16 protein-coding genes are annotated in these 26,098 nt (G+C 62.9%); 11 read left to right on the forward strand and 5 right to left on the reverse strand.

Features of this window, described 5'->3' with window-relative positions; genetic code table 11:
* Positions 1–18: 18 nt before the first annotated feature.
* From IRI77_RS29470 to IRI77_RS29480, 3 genes are read right to left on the reverse strand one after another with little or no spacing between them, the layout of a single operon-like run.
* Complete coding sequence (locus tag IRI77_RS29470; RefSeq protein WP_194448545.1) at positions 19–1,464, reverse strand: trypsin-like peptidase domain-containing protein; 1,446 nt, start codon at positions 1,462–1,464, stop codon at positions 19–21.
* Positions 1,461–2,447 carry a hypothetical protein gene (locus IRI77_RS29475; protein ID WP_194448546.1) on the reverse strand — a complete coding sequence of 329 codons (987 nt, stop codon included), beginning with the start codon at positions 2,445–2,447 and terminating at the stop codon, positions 1,461–1,463. The genes IRI77_RS29470 and IRI77_RS29475 overlap by 4 nt, the downstream gene beginning before the upstream one ends.
* Positions 2,444–3,733, reverse strand: coding sequence for a CHASE2 domain-containing protein (locus IRI77_RS29480; RefSeq protein ID WP_194448547.1), 1,290 nt, complete (start codon positions 3,731–3,733; stop codon positions 2,444–2,446). Before IRI77_RS29480 ends, IRI77_RS29475 begins: the two co-directional genes overlap by 4 nt.
* A gap of 250 nt (positions 3,734–3,983) precedes the next feature.
* On the opposite strand from IRI77_RS29480, the gene IRI77_RS29485 reads away from it, so the two are divergent.
* The 11 genes from IRI77_RS29485 to IRI77_RS29535 all read left to right on the forward strand — a co-directional run bounded on the left by IRI77_RS29485 (position 3,984) and on the right by IRI77_RS29535 (position 23,203).
* Positions 3,984–6,710 carry a hypothetical protein gene (locus tag IRI77_RS29485; protein WP_194448548.1) on the forward strand — a complete coding sequence of 909 codons (2,727 nt, stop codon included), beginning with the start codon at positions 3,984–3,986 and terminating at the stop codon, positions 6,708–6,710.
* Positions 6,711–6,969: 259 nt separating this feature from the next.
* Positions 6,970–7,956: a hypothetical protein gene (locus IRI77_RS29490; RefSeq protein WP_194448549.1), complete on the forward strand. Its 987-nt coding sequence runs from the start codon at positions 6,970–6,972 to the stop codon at positions 7,954–7,956.
* A 551-nt stretch (positions 7,957–8,507) separates the two neighbouring features.
* On the forward strand, positions 8,508–11,954 hold the full coding sequence (locus tag IRI77_RS29495; protein ID WP_194448550.1) for a TonB-dependent receptor: 3,447 nt from the start codon (positions 8,508–8,510) through the stop codon (positions 11,952–11,954).
* A gap of 142 nt (positions 11,955–12,096) precedes the next feature.
* On the forward strand, positions 12,097–13,221 hold the full coding sequence (locus IRI77_RS29500; RefSeq protein WP_194448551.1) for a tetratricopeptide repeat protein: 1,125 nt from the start codon (positions 12,097–12,099) through the stop codon (positions 13,219–13,221).
* Entirely contained in the window at positions 13,218–14,360 is a 1,143-nt protein-coding gene (locus tag IRI77_RS29505; RefSeq protein ID WP_194448552.1) for a tetratricopeptide repeat protein, read from the forward strand. The genes IRI77_RS29500 and IRI77_RS29505 overlap by 4 nt, the downstream gene beginning before the upstream one ends.
* Positions 14,357–15,469 carry a tetratricopeptide repeat protein gene (locus IRI77_RS29510; RefSeq protein ID WP_194448553.1) on the forward strand — a complete coding sequence of 371 codons (1,113 nt, stop codon included), beginning with the start codon at positions 14,357–14,359 and terminating at the stop codon, positions 15,467–15,469. Before IRI77_RS29505 ends, IRI77_RS29510 begins: the two co-directional genes overlap by 4 nt.
* A complete protein-coding gene (locus IRI77_RS29515; protein ID WP_194448554.1) occupies positions 15,470–16,513 on the forward strand; it encodes a multiheme c-type cytochrome in 1,044 nt (347 codons plus the stop codon).
* Positions 16,494–18,560, forward strand: coding sequence for a VWA domain-containing protein (locus IRI77_RS29520; RefSeq protein WP_194448555.1), 2,067 nt, complete (start codon positions 16,494–16,496; stop codon positions 18,558–18,560). Before IRI77_RS29515 ends, IRI77_RS29520 begins: the two co-directional genes overlap by 20 nt.
* Positions 18,557–20,674 (forward strand): VWA domain-containing protein, encoded by a 2,118-nt coding sequence (locus tag IRI77_RS29525; RefSeq protein ID WP_194448556.1) that lies wholly within the window; start codon positions 18,557–18,559, stop codon positions 20,672–20,674. The genes IRI77_RS29520 and IRI77_RS29525 overlap by 4 nt, the downstream gene beginning before the upstream one ends.
* Positions 20,675–20,697: 23 nt before the next feature.
* Entirely contained in the window at positions 20,698–22,389 is a 1,692-nt protein-coding gene (locus tag IRI77_RS29530) for a CRTAC1 family protein (RefSeq protein ID WP_194448557.1), read from the forward strand.
* A gap of 46 nt (positions 22,390–22,435) precedes the next feature.
* Entirely contained in the window at positions 22,436–23,203 is a 768-nt protein-coding gene (locus IRI77_RS29535; protein WP_194448558.1) for a class I SAM-dependent DNA methyltransferase, read from the forward strand.
* A gap of 35 nt (positions 23,204–23,238) precedes the next feature.
* Here the strand turns inward: IRI77_RS29535 and IRI77_RS29540 are convergent, their stop codons facing one another.
* Positions 23,239–23,970, reverse strand: a complete 732-nt coding sequence (locus IRI77_RS29540) for a hypothetical protein (protein WP_194448559.1) — start codon at positions 23,968–23,970, stop codon at positions 23,239–23,241.
* Positions 23,971–24,049: 79 nt separating this feature from the next.
* Positions 24,050–26,014 carry a beta-L-arabinofuranosidase domain-containing protein gene (locus IRI77_RS29545; RefSeq protein ID WP_228486381.1) on the reverse strand — a complete coding sequence of 655 codons (1,965 nt, stop codon included), beginning with the start codon at positions 26,012–26,014 and terminating at the stop codon, positions 24,050–24,052.
* Positions 26,015–26,098 lie beyond the last annotated feature (84 nt).

Below are 26,098 nucleotides of genomic sequence, written 5' to 3' on the forward strand. Positions count from 1 at the left end.
GCGAATGCTGCTTGGCTCCTATTTGCCCAGCGTCACCAGGACTCCACCGGAAAACACGTCCAGGCGGTCCGGCACGCCGAAGATCGGTGCCTTTACCCAAATGGACCGGCCGGAGAATTGGACACCCCAGGGAGCGCGAGCTTTCCGCCAGCGCCAACCGTATTCCAGGATGGCCGTGTTGCTGTACTCCTTGAATTGCTCCGCGAACGAGCCAACCAGGCTCTGGTTGGTCATTTGGAGGAACCCGTAGCCCGCGCCGACGTAGAGTCCGCCGAGTTGGGAGCCCCGGAGCCAGGGCAGGTCCTGCCCGATTGGGTACAAAGCGGAGACCGAGGGCATCAGGAGTCCAGGCTTGGAGCCGGCTTCATGGAACTCGGGGTCGATGGTGGTGCGTTGGTTGACGAAGAGCAGTTCAAAGGCCGCCTGCAGGTTGCGCAGGGAGCCGATCGACTTCGCGGCGCGGATCTGTACGCCCTGAGATGTCGATTCGCCCATAATGGCCTGGGCTCCAATGGCGATTTCGGTTTCGCCGCGCGCGGGGGTAGGGACGCCCTCCGGCCGTGTGTGGATGCGGCCGGCTTTGCCCTGCCAGAGCAGCGTGGCCTTCTGGCAGTTGGTGGCCGGAAGGGAATCGGACGGCTGCCCGCAGTCCAGTTTGCTGTCGAGTTTGCGGTCGATCCAACGCTCGACGGAGTTCCAGGCGATAGCCTGCAGCAGCGAGTCCGGCGTGACGCGCTGTTGGATGGCAACCATCCGGCCGCGTTTGTCGTAGACCGCGCCGCCCGAGAATCCGCCGATATCGAAGCCGAACGAATTGGCGAAGCTGAAGTACTCGAGCTCAGCGGAGCTGACACGGATGAGCGGGGCGTAAGCGGGCGTGAGGCTGAGTTCGCCCTGGCCGCCCAGGTTGCCGACCAGCCCGACCAGCGCGCCAGGACTCTCATTGCCCGGAGAGAGGATCATCTTCCCTGCGTGGTCCCCGGCACTATCCGGACAGAAGAGGAGAGCCAGATCGGGCTCACGGCTGACATCACAGCCATTGCTGCGATAGGGATCGCAGCCTTTCGCAATGATGGTGCATTTGCGAAATTCGCGCCGATTGCCGGGCTCAGATTTCTTTCGCTGCGGAGTGCGGCGAGCCAGCTGTCCGACGGCCACCGCTCCACCGACCAGTGAGGGCAACTGGCTGCTCGCCCGGATAGGCGCGCCCGATGCGGAGGGACCCGACTGTCCTGGTGGGGATTGGGACGACCCGGCACGACCTGCGTCTGGCGGTGCAGTCCGATAGGCGACGTGCGCCGCAGTCACGACGAGAAAGCCCGCCGGCCCTTCGGCCACCACGACGCCGGAGCCCTCTTCGACGGCGACAGTGTGGCGAACGAGGTCATTCAGCGGCTGGGCGGGCAGGATGGCGGGAAAGCCCAGCGCAGCCCAGATCAGGAGCAGTTGGGATGGAAGCCTCATTGGCCCTGCTCGAGAAGCACCTGAATCCAGGGCGTGTGTTCATCCGGCCGGACTGCCGGGTCGCACACATTCCCGGTCGCCGGGAGAAGGAAAATTTCCGCCTCGGTAGTGAGGCCGAAGCCGACCGGATTCAGGCTCCCCGCGGGTAGGAACGTGGATTGCGGCGGGATGGAGACATAGAGGCAGTGGCCACGCGGAGATGAGTCCGGAGAGGCACCGGCCTGAGGGGCCTTCGGCACGACGGTGTGGGTGGCCGGGGCGGGTCCGTCCAGACCAAAAACGAGCGGTGAGATGTAGCCCCAATCCTTCAAATCGCCCTCGGGGGCTTCCTCGAGTTCCTGCATGAGGACATGAGCCACGGAATCGCCCCGTAATAGGGCCACCTGGTCAGGTGAGGGTCTCCAGTCGAAGCGCGTTTGGCTGCCCGCGGTGGCAGGACAGCCCAGGACTATGTCCAACACGGCCTGGGCGGTGCCCGGCTTGTGTGCGCGAAGGGAGAGGCGCACCTTGGAGGACGCCCTACGGCAACGGTAGACGAAGACCCATTCGTCCGGGTGGTCAGGGAGTTTGTTCTGGAAGCGGGCGAGGGAGAGGATCCAGTCGTCGGAGCCAGTCGACGGAGCGCCGCCGGCGGAGGTGGGCACGGGGGCAATGCCTTGGCAGGAGTCATTTGCGAATTGAAGGCCAAGCGCGGCACAGCCGTCCTCTAGCAGGGCTCGGATGCCACCTGTTTCCGTTTTGATCTGGTTCTCCCGCTTGGGCAGGGGGAGGAAGCGGGGGTAGCGCGAGGGATGCTGTTTTGCATTGGAGGGCTCAGGTGGCTTCACCTGCTGGCTGTGCCCGCCAGGCGCCAAAACCGTGGGCGCCACGACCGGAGGCTTCACCTGCTGTGGTTGAGAGCTTGGCGTTTGATCGAGGAGTGAGAACCGGCCGGTGACAACAACGGCGGCAATGGTTGGCAGGAACCGGCCTAGAAAAGTCACTGATGACTCCTGATATGGAATTCGACGGTGAGCGACTCGATGAAGGCGAGAAACAAGGTCGGAATGGAAATATTCGTGAGATCGGTATAGCGATGCCCGATGGACATGCAGAGCCAGACAAAGACCAGCATCGCTACAGCACTAGCGGCGATCCAAGGCAGGCGGACGAGGCCAGCTCCCCTGGTATCCAGAAAATAGAAGAACGCCAGGACGAGCGCGTAGTCGGCCAGAGTCGAAATCCTGCCGAAGAAGCCTTCTTCCGGGAATAGAGTGGCCAGGTAGTCATCATGCAGCAGGTTCTCGATGGTGTTGGCGTGAGCAATGTAACCGGGGCTTGAATCGGAAGGTCCGGGCTGCGTGGATTCGGCCGCTGAAGCGAGGACGACCACACCATCGAAGGTGCCGGTTGTGAGTGTCGGGTCAGGAATCGCGGTTTCTTTCTTCTGGTTGTCTGGATTGACCTGGAACCAGGTGAGGGCATCGCCAGCATGTGGATTCTTCCAGCGGACCCGGTAAAGCCGGCCGGCCTCGGCATATTTCTTTTCCGAGCGGTCGAGTTGAAACGCGGGGCCGGACTCCAGGAACTTCGCCACCCTCCTCAGTTGTGGCTCCTTATGGGCAATGGTGAGGGCCGCAGTCGCCAAAGTGGGCTGCGCCTGGCCATTCACCTCCAGGCCGAGGACGATCTTGCGGCGATCAGTGGCGACGGCCATGAGTCCGAATCCGAGAGCCTGGTCGGGTTTGGGTCCGTGTGCCTCGTCTGGATTCGTTTTACGCGCCTGGCAGGCGGATTCCTGCCAGAGGCCGCAGTGTTCCTCGCCATTGACGGGGACGGTGCCGAAGACAATTGGGATCGCTTTGCGTTCCTTGGGCCTTCGCTGAGCAATCGACATGGAGTCGACCAGGGCCGTGAGTCCCTTGTTCTCCTTGTCGCAATTTGGCTGAGTGCCCAGGTAGGCATCGACGACGATTGCGGTGGGGCCCTGTTTGGCGAGAGTGCGGAGGACCTCTGTGAGCGTCCGCCTAAACCCGCAGACATCCAGCACAGGGTGCGCAACCGGATCGTCAATGAGGATGACACTGGTGAGAGTCGGTTGATCGCTGGTCCGCATGGCGCTCTTCAGGGCCGGGTAGAAGGTGGCGACGAGCGAGGCCCGATTGTCTTCGAGGTGAAGCCAGTCGTGGAAGACCAGTCGTTCGAGCCCGACGATGAGCACGAGGAAGCCGAGGAGCCTGCACAGGCGGAGGAGAGAGCGGCGCAACTCCGAGCCGGAGGGAAGAGTCATGATTATCCTCGATTGAGCCAAGGCGAAAGGCACGGCACAAGGCCACGCCGAGGGGTAGGCTAAGCCAAGTCCCGTGCATTATATCAGCAGGAACAAACGGAGAACAATTTTATGGAGAGATTTTCATTTGTCCCTAAATTAGTGAAGATGTCTGTCGCTGCCGGAGCGCTAAAAGAAAAAGGTTGAGGCTCGAGGCAGGGGTGAGCGAAGATGCACTGTTCTTCAGCAATTGCTGTGATAGGATTCGACAATGCAGGCCCTGCTGACCGTCCTTCTACTCTTTACATTCATTCAGGGATTGTCTGCCCAGGTTCCGCTGGCCCTGGGTGCCATCGTCGGCGAAACTTCTGTGCGGCCGGGTGAGCCGTACCGGTTTCGATTTCGAGCGGGAACGAAGGATCGAATCACCATATATGCGAATGAGCTGACGACATCCGCCTGTTTCTCGGCGAAGATCACGCGGGGGAAGGACGAACTTCTCAAGCAGTCCTGCAGCACGAACAACACGGTGGTGTCGGCATTCCCGCCCCCGGTCGAGGATGAATACGTTGTAGAGATCGGGACTACGCGAACGGGCGGGGCTGCATTCTGGCTTGTTCTGGCCTGCGATGGTCCATGCAGTGCGGAGCCACCGGAGGGGGCGGAAGCGGGTTCGATGGAGGTCAATCGAATGGCTCCGGGCGCGTTGCCGCTGGAGGGCTTGCTGGAGTCTGGAAGCCGCGTGCGCCGGTTTCAGTTCCCGGTGGTGAAAAACGGCCGGTACCAGGTGCGGTTGGAGCGAACGGATGGATCTGGGCTGCCGAGATTCAATCTCTACAATCCGGCCGGCAAATACATCCCGGGCGCTGAGACGCACGGCTCCGCCGTATACCAGCAGACCGTTTCGGCATCTACCGATGGAGATTACCAATTTGTAATGTATGAATCGGGTTACAACAGCGATCTGCCATATCGAGTGGAGGTGAATTGTCTATTGCCATGCTCAATGGCGCCGGCGTACGAAGATCCAACACTGCGATCGGGCGATGTCGTCGGAGTGACGACAATTCATCCGGAAGAGTTGTATAGTTTTCAATTTCTGGCGGATCAGAAAGATCGAATCACCCTTTATTTGAACGATATTGGGGTTAGTTCCATCAACTGTCTGACATTGCGCGCGCAGGGCGGGCAGCGAGTGGTCGACAATGCGTGCACGAGCAGGTCGCCGATAATTTCCGACCTGACTTTGCCAACCACTGGTGTCTATCGCGCGGAGATCACAACGACGCGCGATGGCGGCTCAACTTTCTGGCTGGTGCTGGGTTGTGACGGTCCATGCGGGGGGGGAGTTCCGGTTGGCGCCGACGGAAAGGAGCTGCCGAGTGCGGCTGTGATGCCGCTGATTCCATTGAAAGCCGGAGCCTCGCAGAAAGGGCTGCTTTCGACAGCGGAGCGGATGCTGCGATTCAATCTCGACACGGTGCCGAGTAACACATACCAGGTCAAGTTGACGCGAACGGCGGGCAACGGCCTGCCGGTGTTCTACCTTTACAACAGCGTCGGCAAGTACATTCCGGGCGGCGCCGGGTCGACGGTGCGGACTCAGACGCTTGTGCCAGCCTCCTCAGGTCCGCACCAACTGGTGATGCTGGAATCCGGCTACAACACGGATCTTCCGTACAAGCTGGAACTGGTCTGCCAGAGCCCTTGCCTTGGGACCGAAGCGGGGGCGGAGGTGACGATCGCGCCGGATGTAATCCGAATGGAGGTGAGCGAAGGGGACGGCGGGGTGGTGCGGGTTCCGATCGACATTACGACTTCGGTTCCGGGTACGGCGGTGCAGGTGGAGGTGGTGAATGCGCCGTGGGTGCGGGTTTCGCCGGGTGCCATCGTCGCTCCCGGCCAGGTTGTCGTCGAGCTGCGCGACGGCGCGGACTATTCAACCGTAAGCCCGGATGCGGCGATCCGTGTGACTTCGGTGAGCGGCGGGGCCTCTGTATTGGTGCCCATCGAATTGCGTACGCCGGCAACAGCCAGAGAGTCGTTCTCGGTCACTACGGAGGGGGTGCAGTTCGATGTCGAGGCCAAGGGGCAGAAGAGCGAGATCGTGGAGGTGACGAGCGAGAGTGAAGTGCCGATCGTGGTCCGTGCGATATCCGGCCTACCCACGTCGGTTTTGGAGGTAACTCCAGCGGAAGTGGCGCTGGAGCCGGGAGAGACGAAGGCCTTCGCACTCACGGCGAAAGGTGCGCTGGCGCAGGACGCGCTTCGCGCCGCGGTGGTTCTGTCGACGGGGACCGAAAGGAAGTTAGTGAGCGTTACGGTGATCAGGACGGGCGGGGGGGACTTGACGGTCGGCGTCGCACCAACCTCGATCGATCTGTACACCTCAAGGAATTTCCCTCAAACGGTGCAGGTCTGGAACAGTAAGGACGACCAACTACGCTGGGACGCGACGGTCAGCAGCACTCTGTTCTCGGCGGAGCCGCGTTTTGCTTTGACACTGCCAGGCGCCCATCCGAACACTTTGGAAGTCTCGTTGGGTAGTACCGCGATTAGCAACAAGCTGTTGGAGCCGGTGCCCGGCAGCCTGGTGTTTCAGGTGCAGAGTTCGCAGATCGAAGTAGGGCTCATGGCGAAGCCGAGTTCGCCACCGAAGCTATATGCGCTGGAAGCGGCGGCGGTGCTGAGTCCGGACAACCCGTCGAAGTCGATACAGTTGAACAGCGCAAATCCGCGGTATGTGGCGTGCGTCACTCTCTCCGGGACAGATAGTTGGTTGAGGGCGAACGGCTCGGCCGTGAGCGGTGGCGTTGCCCTGTCCGTTCAGCCCGGCAAGTCGGCACCGGTGACTTTTTCTATATCTGAGGCGCCACCGAGCGGCACACGGGCGTTTGTGACTGTGGAGTCGAGACACGGAGAGAGCTGCAGCGGAGAGGTGGAGAGGATGAGCCTGGAAGTTGTCTATGTATCCGGGCAGCAGGGACAGGTGTTCTAGGAATACCCGGCATGGGCCTCGATGCGAGCGCCTACACCGAGGTTGGACATTTGCATAATAGTTCGCCACCAAGGGTTCTGACTCAATGCGACCCAGCGAGGCGAATCCGCGACTCCCTGCACGAAACGACCGTTTGGGCCCATCCCCCGGGTGATTGGCTGCTCTTCCGGCTACGGTGAAGCGAACCGCATTTAGCCTATGGTTGATGCCATTCCTGCGCCAAATCCCTGCCTCCGCCTGCGGAGCCTTCCTTTCTTTGATGCCTCTTGTTTTTGGGCAAACCGTGCCCACGGCCGATCCGGTGTTGAGTTACCCCCTGACGGACGCCAGTGCTCTCACGGGGCGGGGGGTGAAGCTGGAACCGGTGGAGTACCTGGGCCGCAAGGCGGTGCGGGTGACGATGGACGACTCCGAGGACGGAATGGCGTTCATCAACGGTCTGGAGTTCCAGGACGGCACGATTGAAGCCGATATGGCCGTGAAACCGCTGACGCCGCCCGGGGTGCGGATGCCGGGCTTTCTCGGGCTGGCTTTCCGGGCGCGGACGGATGGCTCGCACTACGAGTTGTTCTATCTGCGGCCGGGGAATTCGAAAGCCGAGGATCAGTCCATGCGCAACCATACGGTGCAATACTGCGAGGGGCCCGATTTTGGGTGGTACCGGCTGCGGCGCATGTGGCCCTGGGTGTACGAGGCGCATGCCGATATGGCTTTGGAGAGGTGGATCCACGTAAAGCTGGAGGTGGCGGGCCGCCGGGCGAAGTTGTTTGTGAACGGCTCCGCTGAGCCCTCGCTCGTCGTGGATGGGCTGAAGGGCGAGGATCTGAAGGGCCGTGTGGCGTTGTGGGGCTATGCCGGGGAGGAGAGTTACTTCGCCAACCTGAAGGTGACCCCAGCGAAAGCGCAGCCGGTGTCGAACGGTGGGGAGGCCGGCGGCGAATGGACGGTGAAGTGCACGAGCGACTCGGGTGTCTTTCAAGGAGCGATGAAGCTGGAGAGGGAAGGCGGCCAGGTGAAGGGGACGTGGTCGGGTTCATTCGGGACCGAACTGCCGGTGGAAGGGACTTGGCGGGACGGGTATGTGGAACTGACCTTGCGCGGTGAGTGGAAGCCGGCCGGACCGAAGGACACGGCTGGACCCGCGGTGGCGACGCTTGCCGGCTGGATCGATGGGAACGGGGCGAAGGGGCGGATGAAGGTCGTGGACCGGGCCGACGGGCAGTGGATGGCCGAGCGGAAGCAGTAGGCACCTAAGGGCGACGTCTCTTTCCTTCGCGCTGCCCGGAGAGGAAATGGCGTCGCCCCTCTGTTGAAAGACGCTCGGGCAGAGGGTGGACTGGGGTGGGTTGTTGCCGCTCTTCAGCGGGTTATCCGCTCATTCATGTTCGCGGCTCGATTTGCGGCTTTCGCGGAGGGTGGGGACTCCTCACATTTAGTGTTAGTCGAATAACCGGCGAAATCTGTCTCCATAACGACACTCCGAAAGAGCCTACCGAACGATTGCGAGCTTGTGGACTGCGGTGTTCATTTTGCGTGAGCCGATTCACGGAATCGCAATAAATGCTATTAAGGTTCTTATATCTTATTTGCTAAGCGTCTGATGAAGCACGAGTTACGCAATCTTCTTTAGTGCGTATTTTTTCTATTGACGCCCCTATTTAATCGCACTAGTATGTATCTGCTATTCCGTCCGGGAAGACGGGTCTGGGGTCCTTGGTGTTGGGTTCGCTAAATCCTTCCAGGGAATCCGGGCGGAACGCATCGTACGAACGGGCTCGCGAAAGGGGCAAGTTTCCGATGACCAAGTCGCTCAAGATCACCATTGTCGTGATTGCTGTCGCACTCTTGGCCGGGGCTCTTCATGCGCAGTCGGTCTTTGCAACGCTAACCGGCATTGTCTCAGACCCCGCACAGGCAGTAATTCCCAATGCCAAGGTCACGTTGAAGAACTCCGCATCCGGCGACGTTCGCACAACGATGACCAATTCCGAAGGGTATTACACCTTCGCTTCGGTTCCGATTGGAACTTATGCCCTGACGATTGAAGCCTCCGGCTTTCAACCCACGAAGATGGACGGGCTTGCGTTCTCGGGATCGGACAAGCGGAATGTCGATGTTTCCATGAAGGTGGGCTCGACTTCGGAGACGGTGGAAGTCTCGAGCATGGCCGACATTGTGGCGCCGGTGGATTCCGGTGAAAAATCGGCCACATTGAATGTCAAGCAGTTGCAGGATTTCTCGGTGGTGGGCCGCAGCGCGGCCGAGTTCATCAAGATCATGCCGGGTTTCGCGATTGCGGGTACGGGCACTGAGAACCGCGCGAACTTCACGGGTGAGACGATCGGGATCAACGGCAATGGGGACGGCGGCAGCCAGAGCGCGTTCAATGGCGCGTACAGCGTCAACGGCCTGCCGGGCGGGTCGTTGGACATCACGGCGGATGGCGCGCACGTGTCCGATCCGGGCTGCAACTGCGCGACGCCGGTGAATCCGAATACGGACATGATCCAGGAGTTCAAGGTATTGACCTCGAACTTCGGCGCGGAGAACCAGAAGGGGCCGGCGGTGGTGAGCAGCGTGGCGAAGTCGGGCGGTCGTGATTTCCACGGCGGCACCTATCTGTATGCGCGCCACTATGCGATGAATGCGAATGACTGGCTGAACAATCGCCTGGGCCTGCCGAAGCCGGAGAACCGATACTTCTTCCCGGGCGGCAACATCAGCGGCCCGGTGCTGATCCCCGGCACGAACTTCAACAAGAACCGCGACAAGCTCTTCTTCTTCGCGGGCTATGAATATTACGCCCAGAAGCTGGATACCGGCGTGCTGCGCGCGACCGTGCCGACGGCGGGCATGCGGACGGGCAACTTCAGCCCGTCAGAGCTGGCCGGCCTGGGCAAGATCACATCGTCCGGCGGACCGCCGCAGCAGATCACGGATCCGACGATTCCCGGTGGAATCATTCCGGCGAGCATGTTGGACAAGGGTGGCCAGGCGTTGATGAACCTGCTGCCCAAGGCGAATGCGGATCCGAATTCGAACGGCGGCTACAACTACGTTCAGCAGATCAACTTCAACCAGAACAGCAACCAGTTCATGACGCGTGTGGATTACAGCATCAGCGATTCGACGAAGCTGTTTGTACGCTACAACCGGCAGTGGGAAAACCAGCAGTTCCCGGTGGGCCTGTGGTGGCGCAACGGGAATCAGGTGCCATATCCAACGCCGGTGATCGGCAAGAACAGCTCCGACTCGATTTCCGCGAGTCTGACGCACGTGTTCTCCCCGACATTGACGAACGAACTGGTGGTTGCCTATACGAGCATCAAGTTCCCGAACGTGTTCGAGGATCCGTCGAAGGTCGATCGGGCCAATGTGGGCTATCCGTACAAGGGCCTGTGGAAGAATGGCGTGGCGCAGATTCCCTCGTTCACGGGCTGGGGCGGTGAGATGGCGACGGTCCTGAATCCGGGCGGCTTCGAAGTGGGCGGCAGCCGCGGCCTCTTTGCCGACAAGTACCTGCCGACGATTTCGGACAACGTCTCGAAAGTCTGGGGCACGCACACGGTCAAGTTTGGCGCGTTCTATGAGTACATCCGGAACAACCAGCCGGCGAACGGCAATACGAACGGGCAGATCTCGTACTCGAACACGGCGGTCAATTCCAGCGGCAGCGTGTACGGAGACATGATCCTGGGCCGCGTGGGCGGTTACAACGAGCAGAGCTTCAACCGGCTGAACGACATCTCGTACACCACGTTCGAAGCGTTCGCGCAGGATAGCTGGAAGGTGAACCGGCGGTTTACCTTGGAATACGGCCTGCGCATTTCGCACTTCGGACCGTGGTCGGACAGGACGGGCGCGGGGTATTCGATCTTCGACATCAACCGCTACAATTCGAATGCTCCGGCCCTGGATTACTCGGGGTTCTTCTGGCACTCGCGGGATAAGAACGTGCCGCTCTCCGGGTTCCCGAGCCGTGCGTTGTACTACGCTCCGCGCGTGGGTGGTGCGTTCGACCTCTTCGGCAGCGGCAAGACTGTGCTGCGCGGAGGGTGGGGCCGCTATTACTTCCATTCGGCGCAGTTTACCAGCGGCCTGGATGTGTCGGCCGGAGTGAAGGCCTACAGCTTCCCGAACCCGACGACCCTGGCGGCGATCGATGCCTACACACCCGGGTTGGGCGACCGGCTGGGTGCGCAGGCGGTGGATAGCCTGGATGATCAATCGCCATGGTCGGACAGCTATAGCTTCACGATCTCACAACGCACCCCGTTTTCCGGGTTGCTGGAACTGGCCTATGTCGGCAACCGCAGCGGTGCGTTGCTGAACACGGGCGGTCCTGGCAACAACCTGAACGCGGTGCCGGCGGGCGCGCTGTTGAGGGCGGGAGTCGGAGATCCGAACGCGGCGGCCTATGACTCGTTCCGGCCGATCGCGGGCTTCCAGGATCTGCGTATCAATACGCACGGACTGTACCAGAACTACAATTCGTTCCAGGCTACGTGGCTGCGCACGAAGGGCCGCTACAACCTGAACCTTAACTACACCTACGGCAAGAGCCTGGGCATCACCGGCAACTACGATGAATTCAATCAGCGCAACAACTACGGGCTGATGCCGGGCGACCGCCGCCAACTGTTCAATGCGGCGTACTCGGTGGAGGTGGGCAATCTGTTGAAGGGCAACAAGCTCGCCGGCGGGGTGGTGAACGGCTGGCAGATCTCGGGGATTGCACAGGTGCAAAGTGGCATCAATGATCTGGCCAACACCAGTTACAACTTCAGCATGGACACGGCCGGGTACAAGCTGGGGAGCGGGTACAACCTGAGCGCACGCTCCATCAACGGGACGGACAGCATCGCGTTGCGCCCCACGTACACGTGTCCGGGCAACAGCGGGCTGGGTCCACACCAGTTCGTCAACGGCAATTGCTTTGCGCTGCCCACTGGGCCGGGCGGCAATGGGCCGACGATCGGACCTGGTATCTATGGGCCCGCATTCATGAACTTCGACCTTGGATTGTTCAAGAACTTCCAGTTGAGCGAATCGAAGAAGATCCAGATTCGATTCAACGGGTACAACTTCCTGAACCATCCGCTGTACACGTTTGTGAATGGATCGAACAACCTGAAGCTCATCTACGATCCGAATACGGGCAAGATCTCGAACCCGAACTTTGGAATCACGACTGAGAAACAGGGCCGGCGCATTGTGCAGGTAGCGATCAAGTTCTATTTCTAGAACCAGGCCGCGAGCAGTGCAACGGATGCTTCGAGACGGGGTGGCCGCCGCCACCCCGTTTTTGTCATCTGGACCGCAGTCGAATATCGAGCATGTCTGGTTTTAATCTATACCGGCTCTTATACAATCGAGATGGCGGCCTATGACCACGATCGTGCTGGCGCTACTTCTCGGATTGCAGGCAACCCGCGCGCAAGCGCCGGATGCGGTGCTGGAGAAGGCGGTGGCGGCCCATCAGGCAGGGAATCTGGATGCGGCGGTGGCGGGGTATCGCGCTTACCTGAGGGCGGGTCCGGACAATGTGAATGTGCGCTCCAACCTGGGGGCGGCCTTAGCCCGGCAAGGGCGGTATTCGGAAGCGATCCAGGAGTACAAGGCGGGCCTCAAGCTGGATCCCAGCCACACCGGCATTTCGCTGAACCTGGCGTTGGCCTATTACAAGATGGGCGACATCGGGGATGCGGCGAAGGAGTTGACGACACTGCGGGCACTGACTCCGGACAACCTGCAGGCCACGCTGCTGCTGGCTGATTGCTGGCTGCAGATGGGGGAAAACGGCAAGGTGATCGAGCTGTTGTCGCCAGTGCAGAAGGAGCATGCCGCCGACCTGGGGATGGCGTACGTGCTGGGCACCGCGCTGGTGCGGGACAAGCGTGAGCAGGAAGGGCAGAAGATCCTGGATCCCATCTTCCAGCGTGGCGATTCGGCGGAGACGCGGCTGCTGATTGGGACGGCGAAGCTGAACTCAGCCGATTTCGCGGGCGCGATGGAGGATCTGGCGAAGGCGGTTCAGATGAATCCGAACCTGCCGTCGGCCAACGCCTACTACGGGCAGTCGCTGATGGCGACCGGAGACACGGCCGGCGCGGCGAAGGCGTTCCAGCAGGAGTTGAAGCTCAATCCGAACGATTTCAATTCGAACCTGAACCTGGCGGTGATCCTGAAGCAGGACCAGGAGTGGGACGAGGCTTTGAAGTACCTGGCGCGCGCGCTGCGGGTGCGGCCGGGCGACCTGCGGGTACGGTATCAACTGGGCACGATCTACCTGTCGCAGGGGAAGGTGGAGCAGGCGCGGAAGGAGTTGGAGGCGACCGTGAAGGAGGCTCCGCAGTTCACGGAAGCGCATGTGTCGCTGGCAACCGTCTACTACCGGCTGAAGCTGAAGGCGGAGGGCGACCGCGAGCGGGGCATCGTGCAGAAGCTGAACGCGGAGGCGCAGGCGCGGCAACCGAAGGGGCAGACGGAGACAGAGCAGAAGAATCCATGAGCTCAGTGACGCTGGCCGCAGTGCTGTGGGGGGCGTGCCTGGTGATGAGCGCGCAGGGTACGGCTGCGGGGCCTGCAGCTCCGCCGGCGGCGGTGGCGGGCCTGGCGCGGCAGGGGGCCGCTGCACGGTTAGCGGGCCGGGGCGCGGAGGCGGCGGAGTTGTACGGCAGGGTGGTACGGCTGGCCCCGCAGTGGGCCGAGGGTTGGTATCACTTGGGTGCGCTCAACTACGCGGCCGGACGGTTTGCGGAGTGCCGGGATGCGATGAGGCGCTTCGTGCAGTTGGAGCCCGGCTTGCCGCAGGGCCACGGGTATCTAGGGTTGTGCGCGTTTCGTACGCAGGAGTTTGGGGCGGCGCTGGAGGCGTTGGAAAAGGCGCTGCTACTGGGTGTGCCGGCAGACGAGCCGCTATTGCGGCCGATTCAATTGCACGCGGCGATGCTTTCGACGAAGGCCGGGTTGTTCGAGAAATCGATGCCGCTGTGCAGGGCGCTCGCGCTGCGGTTTGGCGAGTGGCCGGAGCTGGTGGCGCTGGCTGGCGCTACGGTGCTGCGGCGTCCGATCTTTCCCGCTGAGGTGGCGGCGGAAGACAGGGCGCTGATTTTCCTGATGGGGCGGGCGGCGCTGACGGCGGGCGCGGGCCAGATGGAGGCGGCGCGGCGGATGCTGGATGGCGTGGTGAAGGAGTATGACAGGACGCCGGGCGTCCACTACGGGTATGCGAGCGTGCTGCTGGCCGGGGCTCCGGAGGAGTGCGCGGTGGAGCTGCGGAAGGAGCTGGCGGTGAATCCGGAGCACCTGCCGAGCCTGGTATCGCTGGCCGTGATCCTGAAGAAGAACGAGCAGTATGACGAGGCGCTGGGGCTGCTGCAGCGGGCGTTGGCGGTGAAGCCGGGCGACCTGCGGGCGCGGTATCAGCGGGCGACGATCTATCTGGCGCAGGACCAGGCGGATGAGGCGCGGACGGAGTTGGAGGCGGTGGAGCGCGAGGCGCCCGGGATCGCGGAGGTGCATGCCACGCTGGCTTCGGTGTACTACCGGTTGAAGAGGAAAGCGGATGGCGACCGGCAGAGGCTGCTGGTGGTGCAGTTGAAGGGCTCCGCGCGGAGCGGGCAGTTGGAGGCGCCGGTGAACCCATGAAAGCCGCGTTGGGGTTGGTCTTCGCGGGTTGGGTCTATGGGCAGGCGCCGGCATCGCCGACGGCCGCCATTGCGCAACTGGCGAGCCGGGCCGAAGAGGCTGCGCAGGCGAACAGGCCGGAAGATGCGATGCGGCTGTTCCGGCAGGCGGTGACGCTGGTGCCCACGTGGGACGAAGGCTGGTGGCGCCTGGGTACGCTGCAATTCGAAGCACAGCGCTACGCGGCGTGCCGGGATTCGTTTCGCAGGTTCGTGGGGTTGCAGCCCAAAGTTGGCGGCGCCTTCGCCTATCTGGGGCTGTGCGAGTTTCAGACGAAGGAGTACGCGGCGGCGCTGGCCGATCTGGAGAAAGGCTACGCGCTGGGGCTGAGGACAGAAGAGCCGGTGACGCGTGCGGCGTTGTACCGGGCGGCGGTGCTGCAGACGCATGCCAGCAATTTCGAACGGGCGCTGCAGTTGTGCCGGCTGCTGACCCGCATGAAGCCCAACGATCCGGCGGTGGTGGCGGTGGCGGGGATCGCGGCATTGCGGCTGGCGATCTTTCCGCAGGAACTGGCGGAGGGCGACCGCGATGTGGCGTTCAAGCTGGGCAGTGCGATGCTGACCGGGGGCGAGCATCCGGTGGAAGACGCCACCCGGCGGTTTGAGGAGCTGGTGAAGGAGTATCCGGACCGGCCGAATGTCCATTATTCGTATGCGATGATTCTGCTGGCGAACGATCCGGACAAAGGCGTGGCGACGCTGCAGCGGACGTTGGCGTTGGATCCGAAGCATCTGCCGGCGTTGGTGTCGATGGGCTTTGAGTATCTGAAGCGTGGGGAGGCGGCGCTGGCGCTGCCGTATGCGGAGCGGGCGGTGGCCGCGGCTCCGGGCAGTTTTGCGGCGCGCGGGTGCCTGGGCCGAACGCTGGTGGAGCTGAACGAGTTTGACAAGGGTGCGAAGGAGTTGGAGCTCGCTGTGAAGCTGGAGCCGGCGAGTTCGCAGTTGCAGTATCTGCTGGCGTCGGCGTATGCGAAGCTGGGCCGCAAGGAGGATGCGGCGCGGGCGCGGGCGGAGTTTGCGCGTCTGAAGGCGGCCGAAGGCGAACGGATGGAAAGGGATGCGAAGTAGATGCGGGTGTTCGCGCTGATGCTCGTGCTGGCGATGCCGCCCGTGATGGCGCAGCAGCACAAGACGTGCGCGCCGTGTCATCCGAAGGAGTCGCAGGGGCACGCGCACACGCTGATGGCGCGGACGTTGGAGCCGGGTGGGCAGGCCACGATTCTGGGCACGCATCCGGAGCTGCAGCTGAAGCTGGGTTCGTTTGCGTACCGGATCTATCGGGCCGGCGGGCAGGACCGGTATGCGGTGAGCGATGGCGCGTCGACGATGGACGGCGTGGTGGCGTGGGCGATGGGGCAGGGCGCGGCGGGCCAGACATATGTGCTGGAGCGGGAAGGGAAGCTCTACGAGAGCCGGGTGAGCTTCTATAACGATATCCAGGGGCTGGACGGAACGCTGGGGTCGCCGGCGGGTGTCCCGAAGAACCTGGCGGAGGCATTTGGCCGGGAGATGCCGCCGCTGAGCGTGACGGAGTGTTTCCAGTGCCACGCGGCGGCGGGGCCGGCGGCGGGCGCGGGTCCGGCAAAAGGATCGCTGGCCTGGACGAAGACACTGGTGCCGGGGGTGCAGTGTGAGAACTGCCACAAGGGCGCGTGGAAGCACGCGACCGCGCGGGCGGCGGGTGACATGAAGTCGGCGCGGCTGGCGAAGCTGAAAGAGGCGAGCACGGAAGAGATCTCGGATGTGTGCGGAGCGTGCCACCGGACGTGGTCGCACATCCAGTTGAACGGTCCGCGCGGTGTGGCGAATGTGCGGTTCCAGCCCTACCGGATTGTGAAGAGCAAGTGCTATGACGCGCTGGACCGGCGCATCGGCTGCACGGCGTGTCATGATGCGCACAACCGGCCGGAGGGGGCGGTGGTGAACTCGGATCCGGCGTGCCTTGGGTGTCATGCGGCCAAGACGGGTGGCGTGCCTGCGAAGGTCTGCCATGTAGGGACGAGGCAATGCGCGAGCTGCCATATGCCGAAGTACGAGCTGCCGGGCTCGCATTTCCGGTTTACCGATCACTTCATACGGATTGCGAGGCCCAATGAAACGTATCCGGATTAGCGGACTGACTCTCGGCCTGCTGGCTGCGGCCGGCATGACGCACGGGCAACCGGCGAGTACGGCGCAGTTGATTGCGGCGGGGCAGCAGTCGGATCCAGCGCTGAGTTCCGCGGCGGAGGAAGTGGTGCAGGACTTCGTCGTGCGGGACAAGCGGGGCCGGCTGGTTAAAGATTTGAAAGCCGGCGAAGTGAAGGTGGCGGACGACGGGGCGGAGCATCGGGTGACCGCGCTGCGGCTGGTTGATGGGGCGGAGGCGGGTCAGCGCATCGGGTTGGTGACTCTGGTGTTTGAGCGGCTGGGGAATGCGGCGCGCCGGGTCGCGCGGGATGCGGCGGAGAGCCTGGTGAAGGGTGAGCAGGCGCAAAACGTGCAATTCGCGGTGGTCGCAGTCGATTCGCAGTTGTTCGTGCTGCAGGAGTTCACGACGGACAAGGAAGCGCTGAAGCGGGCGATCGGCCGGGTGACGAACGGGCAGTATGCGACGTATGCCGTCGAGTCGGAACGGATCAAGAAGAGCCTGAAGGAGACGGTGGCGAGCGCGGATGGTGCCCCGGCGCAGAAGAAGACAGCGCAGGTGATGCTGGACATGCTGCAGTTCAATTCCAGTTATGGGCGTGAGGAGGCGACGAGGATGTCGATCTTCTCGCTGCTGTCGCTGGTGCGGGGCCAGTACTCGATGGCGGGCCGGAAGAGCATCGTGTACTTCTCTGAGGGCATGGAGGTGCCGACGCATCTGGACGAGCCGTTCCGCAGTATTCCCAGCGCGGCGAATCGCGGCAATGTCGCGATCTATACAGTGGACGCGCGCGGGGTCCAGACGTCGAGTCAGAACGCGGGTTCGGAAGACCTGGCGAAGGCGGCAAAACTGACAGGTGATGCCACAACGGCGACGAGCGGTGCGGTTTCGAAGGACGAGCTGCAGGCGAGCGATCTTGCGGAGAACAGCATGCGCAAGAACATCCAGTTGCCGCTGCAGACGCTGGCGGAGTCGACCGGCGCGTTCCTGATGAGCGACTCGAACGATCTGTCGAAGCCGATGCGGCAGGTGAGCGAGGAGGCGGCCAGCTACTACGAGGCGGTCTATCATCCGGGCATCGGGAGCTATGACGGACGGTTCCGGAAGACTCAGGTGGAAGTGGCGCGGAAGGATACGGTGGTGCATGCGCGCCTGGGGTACTTCTCGCTGCCTGTGACGGCGCGCGGTCCGGCGTTGATGCCGTTTGAGTTCGCGCTGACGAAGGCCCTGGGCATGAATCCCATGCCGAAGGATGTGGAGTTCCGGTCGGCTGCCCTGGTGGTGCGGCCCGGGCCTACTGAAGCGAAAGGGCTGGTGGTGGTGGAGGTGCCGATGAGCGGCATCAAGTTCACTGAACATTTAGACACGAAGACGTTCAGTTCACGGGTATCGCTGCTGGCGCTGGTGAAGGATGCGAAGGGCGAGGTGGTGGCCAAGGTGAGCAGCGATCTGCCAAGGCGGGGGCCGCTGGCGCTGCTGCCGCAGGCGCGTGCGGGAAACTACATCTACAAAGAGCCGCTGAACCTGCCGCCGGGCCGGTACACGCTGGAGACGGCGGTGATGGACCACGAAGCCGGTACGGTGGGGACGCGCAAGAGCTCGTATGTCGTGACGCCGAAGGCGCAGGGCGTGGCGATGTCGAGCCTGTACCTGGTGCGCAACTTCCAGGCGAATGCGAAGGATCTGGATCCGAATGAGCCGCTGCAGTACCAGGGCGGAAGGATCACGGCTACGTTGGGCGGGCAGGTGCTCGCGGTGAAGGGCGCGCAGATGTCCACGTTCTTCGTGGTGTACCCGGATCCGGCGATCGCGGAGAAGCCTGTGGCGGAGGCGGAGTTTAGCGTCGACGGAAAAGTTATCGCGAAGAGTGCGCTGCCGCTGCCGGCGCCGGACGCGCAGGGGCGGATCGCGTATGTGTTGTCTTCGCCGGCGGAGAGCATGCCTCCGGCCACCTATCTGATTCACGTCATCGTGAAGCAGGGCAACTCGACGGCGGATGGCATGGCGCAAGTGCAGATTGCGGCCCGATGAGGTGGATCCACAGAGCTGTTGCGCTGGTGGTGCTGGCGGCGGAGCTGCCAGCCCAGCCGCCCGCGTTCCGCTCGGAGTCGACGGACGTGCTGGTGGATGTGGTGGTGCGGGACAAGCGTGGCCGGCTGATTCGGGGATTGACGCAGGGCGACATCGTGGTGAAGGAAGACGGGGTGCCGCAGACGGTCACGTCCTTCCGGGCGGTCAGTGTTCAGCCTGGGGCGGTGGCTCCTGAGGGGCCCGCAGCACCGGTGGAGAGCACGCGGCGGCAGGAGCGCGTGCAGGTCTCCGCGCAGAACCGGCTGATCTCGCTGGTGTTCGACCGGCTGGGGCCGGATGGGCGCAGGTTGGGGCGGCAGGCGTCCCTGGATTTCCTCAAGAAGGACCTGGGGCCCAACGTCTACTATGCGGTGTTCACGGTGGATCGCGGGTTCCAGGTGGTGCAGCCGTATACGAACGACGCGGCACGGCTGAAGCGGGCGATCGAGGCGGCGACGAGCGGGGAACGCAGCGATTTCCAGAGCGATCTGGCGAACATGGCGAGGACGGCGGATGCAGCCGGGAACAGCACCGGCACTACCGCACCGGCACAGGGAACGGTGGACGGGGCGGCGATGTCCAGCGCGCAGGCCGGGCAGATGGCGAAGGAGATGCTCGATTTCTCCGAGGTGCTGGAGCGCGAGGATCTGGGCCGCATGTCGGTGTTCTCGCTGTGGGCGATCGTCAAGGAACTGCGCAAGCTGCCCGGCCGCAAGACCGTGCTGTACTTCGCCGAGGGGCTGCAGATGCCGAACAGCCTGGTGGAGCAGTTCAAGTCGATGATCAGCGAGGCGAACCGGGCGAACGTGACGGTGTATGCGATTGATGCCCGCGGGCTGATGACGGCCAGCGACCAGGGTGCCGCCAATGCCAAGCTCAGCGAGGCTGCGCAGTGGAGCCGCTACGCGCGGACGACGCAGAACGAGACGGCGGCGGGGAATAAGCAGGAGTTCCGGACTTTCGACCGGGCGGTGGACAGCCTGCGCGCGAACCAGCAGTACGAGATGCAGGAACTGGCCGAGGCCACGGGCGGTTTCCTGATTGCGAATACGAACGACCTGCGGCCCAATCTCGAGAAGTTGAGCGAGGAGTTCAACACCTACTACGAGATCTCGTACCATCCGCAGAACCAGTTGTACGACGGGCGGTTCCGGGCCATCACTGTGTCGGTAGCGAGCCGCAAGGATGCGGTGGTGCAGGCTCGGGACGGCTACTTCGCGATGCCGGTGATGGAGGGCCAGACGGTGTTCTCGTACGAGGCTCCGCTATTGCGGGTGCTGTCGCGGAATCCGCTGCCGAAGGATCTGGAGTTTCGCGCCGGGGTAGTGCAGTACCGGCAGAGGCTGGGGCTGCAGCAGGCGGAGCTGGTCTTCGATCTGCCTTTGAAGAACGTGGCGTTTGCGAAGGACGAGAAGGCGGCGAAGTACCGGACGCACATTACCGTGCTGGCGCTGGTGAAGGACGCCGAAGGCCGGGTGGTGGCGAAGCTGTCCAGGGACGTGCCGCTGAACGAACCACTGGACCGGCTGGAGGGGTTTCAGCAGGGGCGGTTTATTGTGACACGGGCGATGAACCTGGCTCCGGGGCGCTACACGGTGGAGAGTGTGGCGGCGGATCAGGAAGGGCAGCGGGTATCGGCGAAGAGGTCCGTGCTGGTGGTGGCCGCTCAGACGAGCAAAGCGAGTGTCAGCGACATTGTCCTGGTGCGGCGGATCGACAAGCCGGCTGGGGAGAGGGATCCACGGGAGGCGCTGCAGATGCCGCAGGGCCGTATCGTTCCGACGTTGATCGACGCGGTGCCGGGTGGTGCAGGGAAGCTGCTGTCGCTCTTCTTCACCCTGTATCCCGATGAGTTGTCGCAGGAGCCGCCGAAGATGGTGCTCGATCTCCTGAAAGACGGGCAGGTGGTCTCGCGCACCTCGCCTGCGCTGCCTGCGGCCGGGCCGGATGGTTCCATTCCTTACGTCGCCAACATTCCCCTGGATTCGGTCCAGCCCGCGCAATATCAGTTCCGGGCCACGTTAATCCAAGGCAACTTCGGGGCGCAGAAGAGCATCTACCTTAACATTGAGTAAGGACCTGGGGCGGTATTCGTTGAATGCGGTACAGCAGAAGAACCTTCCTGGCGTGTCTGGGTGGCGCGCCGATGATCCCGAATTCCAGTCTGGCCGCGCCGCCGGCTGATTCTGTGTGGCTGTTCGAAGAGGTGCCTGCGTCGGAGAGTGGCATTCACTGGGTCCACGTGAACGCCATGTCGGCGGAGCGCTACCTGCCGGAGACGCTGCCTCCGGGCGTCGCCTTCATCGACTATGACAACGACGGGTGGATGGACATCTTCCTGGTGAACACGGGCGAGTGCAACTTCTACAAGCCGTTGAAACCGGTGTGCAACGCGCTCTATCACAACAACCGGGACGGCACGTTCACCGATGTCACGCAGAAGGCCGGGCTGCTGGGCGGGCACTCCTTTGGGATGGGCGTGGCGGTGGGTGACTACGATAACGACGGCTTTCCCGATCTGCTGGTGACGGCTTACGGGCGGCCCACGCTGTACCACAACAACGGCGACGGCACGTTCACCGACATCACGGAGAAGTCGGGGTTGGTGGGGCCGGAATGGACCACCAGCGCGGTGTGGTTCGACTACGACAACGACGGCAAGCTCGACCTGTTCCTGTGCAGTTTTGTGAATTACAGCGTGAAGGAAAGGTTCGGCTGTGGTGACAACAAGCTGGGGCGAAAGTACTACTGCATTCCGCGTGTGTTCAAGCCGACGGCGAGCTTCCTGTATCACAACAACGGTGACGGCACGTTCAAGCTGGTGAGCCAGGGAACGGATATCGAGAAAGCGCTGGGCAAGGGGTTGGGTGTGGTGGCCACGGATGTGAACAACGATGGCCGCATGGATCTGTTTGAGGCCAACGACACGGTGCAGAACTTCCTCTTCCTGAATCGCGGCGGCGGCAAGTGGGAGGAGGTTGCGCTGGCGGCGGAGGTGGGGTTCAGCGCCAACGGGCAGGCGCGCTCCGGCATGGGCGTCGATGCGGCCGATATCAATGGCGACGGCTGGGAAGACCTGTTCGTGGCGAACGTCGACCAGGAGATGTTCTCGCTCTATGAGAACAACAAGACTGAGTCATTCACCGATACGGCGCACCGGCACGGCGTGGCGCAGAGTACGCGGCTGCTGAGCGGCTGGGGGCTCAAGTTCTTCGACTATGACAACGACGGGCTGACCGACCTGATCCTCTCGAACGGGCATCCGGACGACATGATTGAGCAGTATTCGCAGCAGGTGAAGTACAAAGAGCCGCTGCTGCTGTTCCACAACGATGGCGGGCGGATGAGGAATGTGACGGCGCAGGCCGGGCCGGCTTTCACAAAGTCGTATCCGGCGCGTGGGCTGGCCGTAGGCGATTATCTGAACAACGGCCGGTTGTCGGTGCTGGTGGGGAACAACGGCGAGGCGCCGCTGCTGCTCAGGAACACCGCGGGTGCGGGCAACCACTGGGTGGGGCTGAAACTGCAGGGTGTCACCTGCAATCGGGACGCGATCGGGGCGAGCATCACGTGGTCGGCCGGCGGTGTGAAGCGTACGCGCAAGAAGAACAGCGGCGGCAGTTACCTGTCGTCGCACGATCCGCGAGAGGTGCTGGGGTTGGGCACGGCGGCCAAGGTGGACTGGGTGGAGATCAAGTGGCCAGGGCCCAGCACCCGCGTCGAGCGCCTGACGGATGTGCCGGTGGACCGCTATGTGACCGTGGTGGAAGGCAAGGGGATCGCCAGGTAGAGCCGGCGCATGTTGGATAATTCGGATAGCAACATCCGGAGGAGCCATGGCGTCCGATACATACCGCTGGCTGGCGCGCTACTACGACCACCTGTTTGAATTCCGGCGGCAGTTCGATACGGCCCGCGAGTCGGTGATCGGGCCTGTGCTGCCTGAAGTGAAGGCCGCCTGCGACCTGTGCTGCGGCACGGGTACGCTGGCGCTGGAACTCGCAGCGCAGGGGATCGAGATGTACGCCGTCGACTTGTCCCCCGACATGTGCAAGATCGCACGGAAGAAGGTGCGGGGCACGGGCCTGCCGGTGCATGTGATCCAGGCCGACATGCGCGCGTTCGTGCTGCCCAAACAGGTGGATCTGGTCACCTGCGAGTTCGATGCGCTGAACCATGTGCCGCACAAGCGGGACCTGGGGCGCGTGCTGCGCAGCGTGGCGAAGGCGCTGCGGCCGGGCGGCCATTTCGCCTTTGATGTGAACAACCGGCGGGCGTTTGAACGCGTGTGGGCCAACACCTGGTTTCTGGAAAAGGATCCTGTCGCGATGATCATGCATGGCGGGCACCGGCGCGGATCGGATCGCGCGTGGTCGGACGTGGAGTGGTTCATCCGGTCGGGGGATAAGTGGAGCCGTCACCGCGAGCACATCGAGGAGGTGTGCTGGAGCGCGGCGGAGATCCGCTCGGCTCTGGCGGTGGCGGGGTTTGATCAGGTGAAGGCGTGGGACGCGGCGCCGTTCTTTGAAGACGCACTGACTCCGGCGGGCAACCGGACGTTTTGGCGGGCGAGGCTCAGACCGGGTGCGAAGGCCAGGGCATAGCGCCGCCGGCCTTCCCATTCCGCGGAAAACTGAGACTACTTGGCGGGCGCCGCCGGAGGTGCCGGAGGCGCGGGTTTGCGCATGACGAGCGCGAGCGTGCCGCCACCTTGGCTCCACTCTCCAGTGATCTGGGTGCCTTCCTTGTTGAGCGTGCCCTTGTAGGAGCCGCCCACGACGGGCACCTTGAGCTCGACGGCCAGTTCCTTCTGTGTGATTTCCGACATGGCCAAGCCGGTGGCGCCTTGAATTGGGCTGTCGAGTGTGGCCTTCACCGTGCCGTCCGGCTGGTTCTTGAAGTGCATCACAATCTTGAGTCCGCCCTGCGGGGTCTCCAGGCTGCCTTCCCAATCCCCTTCCAGCACCTTCGAGACGGCGGGGCTGGGCTTCTGGGTGGCTACCTTGCCGTCGCCGGTCCGCTTCAGGTCAAAGGTGACAGCGCCGTTGGGCGTATTCAGCGAACAGTTCATTGCCGTGGGCGTACCCATCTTGCATACGAACTCCGGACCGCTGCCCGAGACGATGTGGAACTTGACCGTCTTGTCTTCCACTTTGAGTTCGACTACCGGGACATCACGGATGCCGGGCGGGGTCTGCGAGAACGTTCCGTTCCAGGCGCCCTTGTCGTCCTTGGCGAAATCCAGGCCGATCTGGAGTTCCTGGCCGCCCGCCTGGACAGTGCCTTCCCAACGGCCAGCCTGACCAAAAGCGAGTGCGCTTGCGAGTAAGATAGCCGCCGTCAACTTCAATACACAGAAAATGAAACGCATGTCCGAGGATACGACGAAATTGGGAGAAATGGTCGCGAGAGGGGCCGAACAATGATCCGCCCCCACCGGCGCCAAAGGGTTAGCGCACCAGAATGGGGAACGCAGTGATGCGGAGCTTGGCTGAGCCGTAAGGGATCAGCTCCAGTTGTTCAACCGGTTCCGACGAGGTTACAGGACTGACCGGCGGTGGGGCGGCCGAGCCTTTCTCCAGCGTCCAGGCCGGAATTTTGCGGCCCTTCACCTGAATCGTGACAGCCGGTGTTTCCCCAGTGAACGGATTTTCGCCGATGGGCGACTCCTTCACCTTCAGCGAGGCCGCGGGATTGTTCGCGTCCAGCAGCAGGCCGTAGTTCCAGGCCGTGGTGGGGCTGACGGTCCAGTCCGCTGCCGGTCCCTTCTCGCGCAGCTTCTTCCACTCTTCCCCGATCTTCAGTGAGAAGACCAGGGGGCCGCGGTCAATGGCGACGGACTGGTTGTACCAGCGGGACACCCGTGGGTACATGGGGAAGCGCAGGACGATGGTGTCGCCAGTCTTCCAGGTCCGGGCGATGCGATGATAGGCGCCCGGCTGGATGCCTTGCTCGGCTTTGCCGTTCACAGTGATTGAGGCGCCGGTGGCCCAGCCGGGCACGCGCAGCACCAGCGGGAAGGTGCCGGGTTTGTCCGTGGTGAGCTTCAGCCGGATGGTGTCGCGGAAGGGGTAATCGGTGGTCTCCTCGATGGTCACCGCGGCGCCGCCTGCGCTGGTCTTCACGGCGCTGGGGGCGTAGGCAACGGCGGCGATGCCGTCGTCCTGGGTGGCCATCCACAGGTTGGCGGCGAACTTGGGCCAGCCCTGGTGGAAGTTGGCGGTGCAGCAGCCGAAATTGGGCTCGAGTCCGAAGAGATTGGAGTCGGGCCCGTTCGACACCCAGTTGCGGGGGTTGACGTCGACCAGCACCTGGTTGGGCTGCTGATCGTACTGGTGGGCCCACATCGTCTTGTCGAAGGTGCCGGGCAGGGGGTTGAAGGCCATCTTCTCCAGGCGGTCGCCGATGGCGGCGTCGCCCAGGATGCCGGACAGCAGTTCGAGCGAGAACATGGCTTCCACCACGGAACAGACCTCGGTGCCCTGCACGGGACTGAGGCCGGCGTAGTGCTCGTCGCAGCTATGGACACCGTTGGGCAGCAGGTGGTGCTGGTCCATCACCAGGAAGAGCTGGTACATCGCCTCGCGGTCGGACTTGTCGTTGGTGAACCAGGACCAGACGCCCGACGTTTTGATCGCCATGGCGTTATTGACGCCGTGGGTATTCAGCTTCGACTGCTCCTTCGTCACGCGGCCGGGGAATTGGAAGTTGGCGAAGTGCTCCTTCCAGTCGTAACCCTGCTTACTCACCTTCTTCGCGAGGTCGAGCAACTCGAGATTGCCTGTGCGGTTGTAGAGCCAGGCGATGGTGAGTTCCTGGTCGCCCCAGCGGTAAATGGCCCACTCCTTCAGCGGCACCGCGTCCAGCTTGCTGCTCATGTAGGCGAAGTACTTCGTCATGAACGGCACGACGCGCGGATCGCCGGTGGCCTCCTGATACTGCGTGAGGACCTTGAGCATGACGAAGTTCGGCCACCAGTCTGTGTTCTTCAGCGGGCCGAAATTGCCGTCGGGACGCTGGCTGTTGAGGGTCCATTCGATCCACGGCTTGACCTTGGCCTTGAGTGCCGGGCTGTCCAGCAGGTAGGCAAGCGGGACGAGGCCGTCCAGGTAGTAGGGGCCGCGTTCCCAGCTTTCGCCCGTGCCGCCCAGCCAGCCGCTGGTCTTGTCGAGCGAAGGCCAGAATTCATCGAGGTGGCCGCTTTGTCCTCCGGCCTGGATTTCGAGCTGGCGCCGCAGCCAGCCGGCCGGCTTCACGGCCGTCAGCGGCAAGGGATTGAAGACATTGGGGGCCAGCGGAGCACGGTTCTTCACGGCCATCGCATCGGCCGGCGCGGTGGTCTGGGCCGTCGCGCAGGGAAGGACAGTGAGGGCGAGGACGGTGAGCAGGAATGGCGGAAACCAATAAGACTTCATAGTTCGAACCTGCCGCCCGCTGGTACGGCCTGGCTCAGAACGAGCATCCGCTGTTGGGCCGGATGGCGGGCGGAAAAAGGCAAA

Source organism: Paludibaculum fermentans (assembly GCF_015277775.1).
Taxonomy (GTDB): domain Bacteria; phylum Acidobacteriota; class Terriglobia; order Bryobacterales; family Bryobacteraceae; genus Paludibaculum; species Paludibaculum fermentans.

Bases quoted from the DNA above. Each gene is read 5' to 3' on its own strand.
- IRI77_RS29495 (WP_194448550.1), top strand. From the start codon at position 8,508: ATGACCAAGTCGCTCAAGATCACCATTGTCGTGATTGCTGTCGCACTC.
- IRI77_RS29490 (WP_194448549.1), top strand. From the start codon at position 6,970: ATGCCTCTTGTTTTTGGGCAAACCGTGCCCACGGCCGATCCGGTGTTG.
- IRI77_RS29485 (WP_194448548.1), top strand. From the start codon at position 3,984: ATGCAGGCCCTGCTGACCGTCCTTCTACTCTTTACATTCATTCAGGGA.
- IRI77_RS29500 (WP_194448551.1), top strand. From the start codon at position 12,097: ATGACCACGATCGTGCTGGCGCTACTTCTCGGATTGCAGGCAACCCGC.
- IRI77_RS29515 (WP_194448554.1), top strand. From the start codon at position 15,470: ATGCGGGTGTTCGCGCTGATGCTCGTGCTGGCGATGCCGCCCGTGATG.
- IRI77_RS29535 (WP_194448558.1), top strand. From the start codon at position 22,436: ATGGCGTCCGATACATACCGCTGGCTGGCGCGCTACTACGACCACCTG.
- IRI77_RS29545 (WP_228486381.1), bottom strand. From the start codon at position 26,014: ATGAAGTCTTATTGGTTTCCGCCATTCCTGCTCACCGTCCTCGCCCTC.
- IRI77_RS29470 (WP_194448545.1), bottom strand. From the start codon at position 1,464: ATGAGGCTTCCATCCCAACTGCTCCTGATCTGGGCTGCGCTGGGCTTT.
- IRI77_RS29530 (WP_194448557.1), top strand. From the start codon at position 20,698: ATGCGGTACAGCAGAAGAACCTTCCTGGCGTGTCTGGGTGGCGCGCCG.
- IRI77_RS29480 (WP_194448547.1), bottom strand. From the start codon at position 3,733: ATGACTCTTCCCTCCGGCTCGGAGTTGCGCCGCTCTCTCCTCCGCCTG.
- IRI77_RS29505 (WP_194448552.1), top strand. From the start codon at position 13,218: ATGAGCTCAGTGACGCTGGCCGCAGTGCTGTGGGGGGCGTGCCTGGTG.
- IRI77_RS29510 (WP_194448553.1), top strand. From the start codon at position 14,357: ATGAAAGCCGCGTTGGGGTTGGTCTTCGCGGGTTGGGTCTATGGGCAG.
- IRI77_RS29520 (WP_194448555.1), top strand. From the start codon at position 16,494: ATGAAACGTATCCGGATTAGCGGACTGACTCTCGGCCTGCTGGCTGCG.
- IRI77_RS29540 (WP_194448559.1), bottom strand. From the start codon at position 23,970: ATGCGTTTCATTTTCTGTGTATTGAAGTTGACGGCGGCTATCTTACTC.
- IRI77_RS29525 (WP_194448556.1), top strand. From the start codon at position 18,557: ATGAGGTGGATCCACAGAGCTGTTGCGCTGGTGGTGCTGGCGGCGGAG.